Source organism: Nostoc cf. edaphicum LEGE 07299, from assembly GCF_015207245.1.
Lineage (GTDB): Bacteria > Cyanobacteriota > Cyanobacteriia > Cyanobacteriales > Nostocaceae > Nostoc > Nostoc edaphicum_B.
Map to the genome: position 1 here is coordinate 1 of NZ_JADEXF010000097.1, position 8,517 is coordinate 8,517.

Genomic DNA, 8,517 nt, shown 5'->3' on the forward strand with positions numbered 1-8,517 from the left:
GAAATATGGTCAGACATTTACAGAATTTAATCCTAACCAACAGGCAAGTCAAGCGATTGAAAAATTACAAAAACTCCAAATAGCCGATGGTGGTTTTGCTGCTTTCCCCGGACAAGAAAAATCCGACCCTTGGGTTTCTTCCTATACGGGTGAATCTTTGGCTAAAGCCGGTCAGGTGTTCCCTAATTTAGTCGATTCTGCAATGGTGCTTCGCCTGAAAGCTTATTTACAAAAAGTTCTAGCAAACCCCGGAGAATACAACTTTTGCAAACAACTACTCTGTAAAAGGCAACTGCAACTTAATGCTTTAATCTCCTTAGCAGAATTAGGAGACAAACGCAATACTTTCCTCGCAGATATTTATGAACAGCGTAATAATTTTGATGTAACAACTCAAATTAAACTAGCGCGATACTTATCTCAATTCCCAGAATGGCAAGATGAATCTCAACAATTAGTGAATAAGCTGCAACAGAATATCTATGAAACTGGCCGCACAGCAGTTGTAAGTTTACCCAGAAGTTGGGGATGGATGAGTTCATCTACTGCGACGCAAGCGCAAGCTTTACGCTTATTTATTGCCAAACAGAGTAAACCCGAAGTTATAGATAAATTATTCCAAAGTCTTCTGGCATTACGACGCGATGGTACATGGCAAACCAACTATAATAATGCCCAAGCTTTAACAGCTTTGGTAGATTATAGTCAACTGCAACCCACGCCACCTAATTTTGTTGCCACAGTGGAATTAGCTGGTAATAAGTTAGGAGAAAATCGTTTTGAAGGTTACAAAAATCCTAGTTTACAACTAATTCTGCCGATGAATCTATTACCTCGTGGGCGTAATGATTTAACCCTGCAAAAATCAGGTAATGGCACTTTGCACTATCTGGTTGCTTACAATTATCGCTTGCAAGGAAATCAACCAGGTAGATTTAACGGACTACGCATAACACGAGAAATTAGTCAAGTTAATAAAGAGAAAGTTTTGCAAAAAACAGGTCTTTATGCTTTCGATAAACCCTTGACTTTAGCCTCTGGACAGGTGTTTGATATTGGTTTAGAAATCATCGCCGATCATCCTGTGGATCATCTGGTGATAAAAGATCCCCTACCATCAGGTTTTGAGGCGGTGGATGCGAGTTTTCAAACTGCTACAGCTGCATTACAAGCAAAAGCCGATAGCTGGGAACTTGGTTTTAAGAATGTGTACCGCGATCGCATTATCGCCTACGCCGGCCACCTGGAACCAGGAGTTTATAGTCTGCATTACTTAGTCCGTTCTGTGACACCTGGGACATTTTCTTGGCCTGGTGCTGAAGTTCACCTGCAATATGCGCCAGAAGAATTTGGGCGCACTGCTGAGTCTATATTAATACTGGAGGATAGGAAGTAATAATTTATGCCATCTTTGGCTACAACAAATCTAAAAATCTTTCCAAGTCTATACGGGCCTGCTTTAAAATCTTAGCTAGGGTGGAACGCTTAACTGGGCGGTGATCTGGAACAGTTAATTTTAAGACTTCATTTGGTATGCTTTTTTCCAATCTAATGTGACTACCTCGCTGGCGTACAACTATCCATCCATCCCGTTCTAAAGCAGCGATAATCTGAGTGTAAGGTAAATTGTGAACTTTGCTCACAGTACCAATTCCCTGACTATTACGCCTTCTTGAGTAATCCATTCATCTTCCAATGGCTCAAGGTAAAGTTCTATTGCTTCTTGGATATTCTCTAATGCTTCTTCTAATGTTTCTCCTTCACTGATACAGCCAGGAAGTGAGGGAACATGGACGGTGTATCCGCCTTCGTCACTGGATTCTAATACAACTCTGAGTTTCATAACTTGACAATAAAGTTACTTTTTTATTTTCAATGATTTATGGCGATCGCACTACCACTAGTAAGAGAAGAGAAGGCGATCGCATTATCGCCTATGCCGACCACCTGGAACCAGGAGTTTATAGCCTCCATTACTTAGTCCGTTCTGTGACACCTGGTACGTTTTCTTGGTCTGGTGCAGAAGTTCACTTGCAATATGCACCAGAAGAATTTGGGCGCACTGCTGAGTCTATATTAATACCGGAGGATGGAAAGTAATTATTGATACTATCTTTAGCTACAACAAGTCTAAAAATCTTTCCAAGTATATACTCAAATTTTAGCTAGGGTAGAAGGCCTAACTAGCCGATTTGGTTTTTCTGAGCGCAGGAAACGCTCATACAAGACCATTTCTTAACAAACGTACTTAAGTAAAAGCTACGTTTATTACATAGATATGTTGAAGTTAAAGTAAAAACAATAACAGTAAATTAGCTGGTTACAATTTAGCATCAGCCTCAATACGATATAACACAATACACCTAAAACCCTGATATGGAGGTGAGATTTATCATGTCTTCAAAGACCAATTATCCACACACTCTTAACTAAACCTGCAATATCACAAATTAGACATTATTTGCTATTCAAATAGTGGGTTTTGAGCTAATGACTATTAAAAAAACTTTGGGAATTGAACAACCAAAGCTTGAGCAGATTACCCTTCCTTTAACAAAGTCGAAAAGTTACTTCTGCTTGAATATTAAACATTGAAAATCGGCACAATTAAAAATGCAACAAGTACTAGCATTGATTGAACAAAAGAAGCAAGAATTTGCTCAACTGCCCTTGTTTGATTTTATGCAAGATAAAAGTATAAATCCCAGACAAAGGCTAGCTTGGGCACCATGTGCTGCTCATTTTATTATGAATTTTGGAGAACTGAATAAGTATTTTTTGCGAGTAGAACCAACAAACGATCCAATTCAGACATTAATTAACAAACATACTTATGAAGATGACCATCATTGGTTGTGGTTTCTGGAAGATTTGAAAAACCTAGAATTTGACAAATCCTTGCAATTTAGTGATGCATTAAAGTTTCTTTGGAGTGAAGAAACTAAAAATGCTCGCTGGTTGAACTATCAACTCTATCGATATACTTCGCAAGCTACTCCTATTCAAAAAATAATAGTCATTGAAATTACTGAAGCAACGGGCAATATAATGTTGTCCATAGCAGCAGAGATTGGCAAAGAAATTAAAGCAATTACCCAAAAACAATGCCGATATTTTGCAGATTTCCATTTGGACGTTGAAACTGGTCACATGACAGGTTCATCTGGAATAGATCGATTGTTACAAGATATTCAACTATCAGAATCAGCCCAACAAGAAGCTTTTGAACTGGTTGAGAACTTATTTACGGTTTTCACCCAATTTACAAATAGTCTTTTGGTATATGCCAAAACCCATAAAATTGAGCAATTATTGAAAGCTGGATAAATTAACGAATCAGCTTATTGGAATTTACAATTAATACCTAATTAAAGCCGAAAGGAGAACTTTTACTATGTCACAGTATGTACAAAATGTTGTAATTGTTGGTGGCGGTTCAGCCGGTTGGATGACGGCAGCTTATTTGAGCAAAGCCTTGAAAAAAAATGTTCAGATTACTCTGGTAGAGTCTTCTAATATTACAAAAATTGGAGTTGGCGAAGCAACTTTTAGTAGTATTAAGTCATTTTTTGATTTTCTGGGATTACAAGAGTATGAATGGATGCCAAAATGCAATGCTACTTATAAGATGGGGATTAAATTTGTTGATTGGAATTCAGATAGAAGACACTTTTACCACCCTTTTGAAAGATTTGATTTTATTGATGGATTCAGTATCTCTGAATGGTGGTTAAAACTTAAGAGTGCCAATGAGCCATTTGATTACTCCTGCTTCATGGCACCGACGCTGTGCGATCGTCAAAGGTCTCCGAGATATCTTAATGGCAAAATCTTTGATGACAGAGTTGAACATTTATTCTCAGAGAAACATTTTTCTGAAAAAAATCTCATAACACTTGCTGATGCCGAAGGGCAATATCCTTACGCCTACCATTTTGATGCAAATCTAATTGCTAGATTCTTGAAAGACTATTCAATACAGAGGGGTGTGAAACAAATTGTTGATGATGTGGTGGATGTAAATTTAACTGAGGATGGAAGCATAGATAGTCTCAACACTAACGAGCATGGCATTCTCAGTGGAGACCTTTTCATTGACTGTACTGGTTTCCGTGGTCTTTTGATTAACAAAGCTCTTGGTGAGCCATTCATTTCTTATTCAGAGTCGCTACTGTGCGATCGCGCGATCGCTATACAGATACCAAGCGATATTCAAAAAAATGGCATCAACCCTTACACAACTGCAACTGCTCTCTCATCAGGTTGGGTCTGGAATATACCTTTGTATGGTAGAAATGGTACAGGGTACGTTTATTCCAGCGCCTTCATCTCTGCGGATGAAGCAGAACAAGAATTTCGCCAGCATCTAGGAAATGTTGCTGATAATTGCAAAGCCTCTCATATCCAGATGAGGATTGGACGTAACAGAAACTCATGGGTGAAAAACTGTGTAGCAATAGGGCTTTCCAGTGGCTTTGTTGAACCATTGGAATCTACTGGCATATTTTTTATTCAGCATGGAATTGAAGAGCTAGTCAATCACTTTCCAGGGAAGTCGTTCAATGAAGAGTTGATCCGCAACTATAATAGAGCGATCGCTAATTGTTTAGATGGTGTTCGGGACTTTTTAGTACTCCATTATCGTGCCAGCGATCGAGCAGATACAAAGTTTTGGCAAGCAACCAAGCAAGAAATTAAAGTTCCTACGGAACTGCAAGAAAAGTTAAAGTTGTGGAGAAGAAGATTACCAAATAAAAAGAATATTAATCCATATTTTCATGGCTTCGAGACATACTCTTATTCGGTAATGTTACTCGGACTCAATCATAAGCCTGAAGGTAGTTTACCTCTGCTGGAGCATCTTGACGACGAGAAGGCGCTAACTAAATTTAAGGCAATTAAGGAAAAAGCCAATTACCTGAGCAAAAATCTGCCCTCTCAATATGAATATTTAACTTATGTAATCAAGTCTCAAGAACAGTCAGAATACCTCAGCGACAATCATTTTCCGACATCATCAATTAGCGATAGCGCATATCAAATTCCTGTGCCAATTTAATATAGGACTTACGCAAACAATAGTCAAAACTTTGATTTTCAGGTAGGGGCAATTCATGAATTGCCCCTACTGCGTGTATTTTTGCGTAAGTCCGATAATAATTGAGGAGAACCCAAGATGACAGCGAAACAAATATGCGTGATTGGGGCAGGAGTGAGCGGATTAGTCTCAGCCAAGACATTTCTTGAAGAAGGTTACGAAGTTACATTGTTCGAAAAGCGGCAGGGACTTGGTGGTGTGTGGGAGAGATCGAGGGCTTACCCAGGACTGTCCATCCAAAGCCCCAGAGACACCTATGCTTTCTCAGACTATCCTATGCCTGCCTCTTATCCAGAGTGGCCTTCAGGAGAGCAAATATGCGCTTACCTAGAATCCTATGCCCACTACTTTGGTGTAGCACAGAGAATTAAGTTGGGTGCGGAAGTAACGAAAGTGGAGCACAAGCTAGGAGATACACCTGGATGGATTGTTAGTGTCAGCTTTCAGAAAAATGGTAAGGAGACACGAAAGGAAAAATACGAATTTGACTTTGTAATCGTGTGTAATGGTACTTTTGATATCCCCTATGTGCCTAACTTGCCTGGGATGGAAGAGTTCATTGCATCTGGAGGAAAGGTCTTACATTCTGATAACTTTAATGACGGCTCTCTAATGGAGGGTAAGCGAGTGGTTGTTGTCGGTTTTGGTAAGTCTGCCATTGATATTGCCAATTTCGCTGCCACTAAGTCTAAGGAATGTACTCTTGTCTTTCGTCAACCATTGTGGAAAATTCCCCAGTTCTTCCTTGGTATGGTCAACATGAAGTATATTTTCCTAACTCGGTTTGCAGAATATTGGACACCCTATCATAAACTTCAAGGATGGGAAAAGTGGCTGCATAGTTTTGGGAAGCCACTTGTTTGGGTATTTTGGCGGTTGAACGAGATACTTCTGCGCTTACAGTTACCTCTTGATGCTTGTGATATGGTGCCTAAACAACCACTCAACAAATTTATCGGCTGTAGTATTGGTTTAATGCCTAAAGGCTTTTTCGAGTATGTACGTAAGGGTAAAATTCGCGCTCTCAAAACAAAGATCGACAAGTTTTTACCTGGTGGTGTAGAACTAGGAACTGGCGAACAAGTAAAAGCAGATATTGTCGTCTTTGGCACAGGATTTCTTCAGGAAATCCCCTTTTTAGAAGAAAAGTATCGCAGGTATGTGTCTGATGAGCAAGGTACTATCCATCTTTACCGCCATCTCATTCACCCCCATATTCCACAAATGGGTTTTGTCGGTTATAATCACACCTTCTGTGCCCAGTTATCATCGGAAATTGGTGCTAGGTGGTTATCTGAGTATTTTAAAGGAAATCTGAATTTACCATCCCCGGAACAGATGCTAGGGGATGTAAAGGCACAGTTAGCATGGAAGCAGAAAGAAAGACCGTATGGTTTCCTTAGTGGAGCATGTTTAATTCCTTTTACGTTCCATTACATTGATGAATTGCTTGAGGATATGGATCTCAACACCCGCCGCAAACCAGGAAACCTGCTTGGAGAGTTGATGATGCCAGCAGATCCATCTGCCTACAAGAATCTCCGACAGGAATTACAGGCAAAACAACAGCCATCTCTTAATGATTCTGCGATCGCGGCAAGTTTAGAGGTAAGAAGCGTCTCTTGATATCTCCCTAATACGGTTCGATGAAGTTCTAAACCGAACCGTATTATGAAGAGTGCTGAGTATTGTAAATTTTTCAGTATTAACGGCTTGTCTTACTGTTGCATTGGAATCTCAATCACAAACTCAGTTCCCTTTCCTGGAGTTGATTCACAGCTTAACTGACCTTTATGTTTGTCCACTACCACTTGATAACTAATTGACAACCCCAACCCCGTACCACTTCCTACTGCTTTAGTGGTAAAAAATGGATCAAATATTTTTTGCTGCACCTGTGCAGTCATGCCATAACCGTTATCAGCAATCCGAATCTTCAATGTGTTTACTTCTCCTAGTTCAGTACGAATACGAATCTGAGGATTTTTTCTTGGAGAATCTTCACCATTATTGTACTCCTCTAAAGCATCGATCGCATTACTTAAAATATTCATAAACACTTGGTTTAGTTGACCGGCATAGCAAATAATATCCGGCAGTTGTGCATATTCTTTAAATACCTCAATTTCCGCGCGATTATTATTTTCTTTTAGTCGGTGCTGCAAAATCATTAGGGTACTGTCGATGCCTTCATGGATATTGACAGGCTTCATTTCCGATTCATCTAGACGAGAGAAGTTACGTAAGCTCAGAATAATAGTTCGGATACGGGAACTTCCCACTTTCATCGAATCAAGAACCCTTGGTAGGTCTTTTCTCAGAAATTCTATATCCATTTCCTCAATTTTTTGCTCCACTATTGTTGAGGGATGTGGATATTGTTGCTGATAAATATTAATCAAATCTAGCAATTGTTGAACATAGTCACTTGCGTGAGTGATATTACCATGAATAAAATTGATAGGGTTATTAATTTCATGGGCAATTCCCGCCACCATTTGCCCTAATGAAGACATTTTTTCACTTTGAATTAATTTACTTTGGGTACTTTGTAATTCTTCTAGAGCTTCTTGCAGATGCTGATTTTTTTCGTTAAGTTCTGCTGTTCTTACTACCACTTTTTCCTCTAGTATATGGCTGTATTCCTCCAATTGCTCATTTGCTTTAGCCAAATTATTGTAGAGAATGGCATTTTCTAAAGAGATTGCAGCTTGGATAGTTAAGAGCTTGAGAACTTCTAGGCGATCGCGTGTAAATGCTCCTGTAGTTAAATTATTTTCTAGATAAATCAGCCCCAGCAATTTACCTTGATTGAGCATTGGAATACATAATATGCTTTTTGGCTCCTCACGGTTAATATAATTATCTACCGCAAAATAAGCTTTATCTTTAATGTCATCAATTACTAATATTTCTTGGGTTCGTTTGACATAATTAATCAAAGAAATAGGAACAATATCGCTAGACTCGAAAGGAATAGATAAAAACTCCGTATTAGTATCTCTAAAAGTGGAAGCAGAACTAATTGCCGCAATAGTTAAGTCTAAGTTATTAGCTTCACTCAATATCAGCACACATTTAGAAGCTCCTGCATTCTCCATTACAACTTCCATTAACGTAGAAAGAAGTGCCTCCAATTCAATCTCTCCAGACACTGCTTGAGAAGCTTTAATGACAGTTCCCAAATCTAACATATCTGAAATACTAGTGTTGGAGCCAATGACAGTTTCATTCGTCACCAGAGTAGATTTATTGCTAAGTGTAGATAGGTGTAGTCCCAGTTCAGGTAAATTCTTGTCATTGTAAGAATAGCTAAGTTCTTCTTGCTGAATCGTGGGTACAAATAATTGAGGATAGCGTTTTTGCAAGTCATAAACTTTGGCTAAAGCTCCCCAACGAACATAGCAATAGTAGGCATC

At 39.0% G+C, this 8,517-nt stretch carries 7 protein-coding genes and 1 pseudogene; 5 read left to right on the forward strand and 3 right to left on the reverse strand.

All coding sequences use genetic code 11. From position 1 onward, the window contains the following. A partial coding sequence (locus tag IQ229_RS04585) for an alpha-2-macroglobulin family protein (RefSeq protein ID WP_457852498.1) occupies positions 1-1,396 on the forward strand: 1,396 nt, incomplete at its 5' end. Between the two features lie 19 nt (positions 1,397-1,415). Here the strand turns inward: IQ229_RS04585 and IQ229_RS04590 are convergent. Both IQ229_RS04590 and IQ229_RS04595 read right to left on the reverse strand, forming a co-directional pair. Then, positions 1,416-1,643 (reverse strand): type II toxin-antitoxin system HicA family toxin, encoded by a 228-nt coding sequence (locus IQ229_RS04590; protein WP_194041685.1) that lies wholly within the window; start codon positions 1,641-1,643, stop codon positions 1,416-1,418. Then, the gene (locus IQ229_RS04595) at positions 1,640-1,843 is read right to left on the reverse strand and encodes a type II toxin-antitoxin system HicB family antitoxin (RefSeq protein WP_194041686.1); all 204 of its coding nucleotides are present in this window, start codon (positions 1,841-1,843) and stop codon (positions 1,640-1,642) included. Before IQ229_RS04595 ends, IQ229_RS04590 begins: the two co-directional genes overlap by 4 nt. Positions 1,844-1,920: 77 nt before the next feature. On the opposite strand from IQ229_RS04595, the pseudogene IQ229_RS04600 reads away from it, so the two are divergent. From IQ229_RS04600 to IQ229_RS04615, 4 genes and pseudogenes are all read left to right on the forward strand, one after another. Beyond that, positions 1,921-2,100, forward strand: a pseudogene (locus tag IQ229_RS04600) (alpha-2-macroglobulin family protein); the annotation flags it as partial. 513 nt (positions 2,101-2,613) lie between these two features. Continuing rightward, a complete protein-coding gene (locus tag IQ229_RS04605; protein WP_194041690.1) occupies positions 2,614-3,327 on the forward strand; it encodes a hypothetical protein in 714 nt (237 codons plus the stop codon). Between the two features lie 67 nt (positions 3,328-3,394). After that, positions 3,395-5,059 carry a tryptophan halogenase family protein gene (locus IQ229_RS04610; RefSeq protein ID WP_194041692.1) on the forward strand — a complete coding sequence of 555 codons (1,665 nt, stop codon included), beginning with the start codon at positions 3,395-3,397 and terminating at the stop codon, positions 5,057-5,059. 117 nt (positions 5,060-5,176) lie between these two features. Beyond that, positions 5,177-6,724: a flavin-containing monooxygenase gene (locus tag IQ229_RS04615; protein WP_194041694.1), complete on the forward strand. Its 1,548-nt coding sequence runs from the start codon at positions 5,177-5,179 to the stop codon at positions 6,722-6,724. 92 nt (positions 6,725-6,816) lie between these two features. Here the strand turns inward: IQ229_RS04615 and IQ229_RS04620 are convergent. Beyond that, on the reverse strand, positions 6,817-8,517 hold a 1,701-nt coding region (locus IQ229_RS04620), incomplete at its 5' end, for a sensor histidine kinase (RefSeq protein ID WP_194041696.1).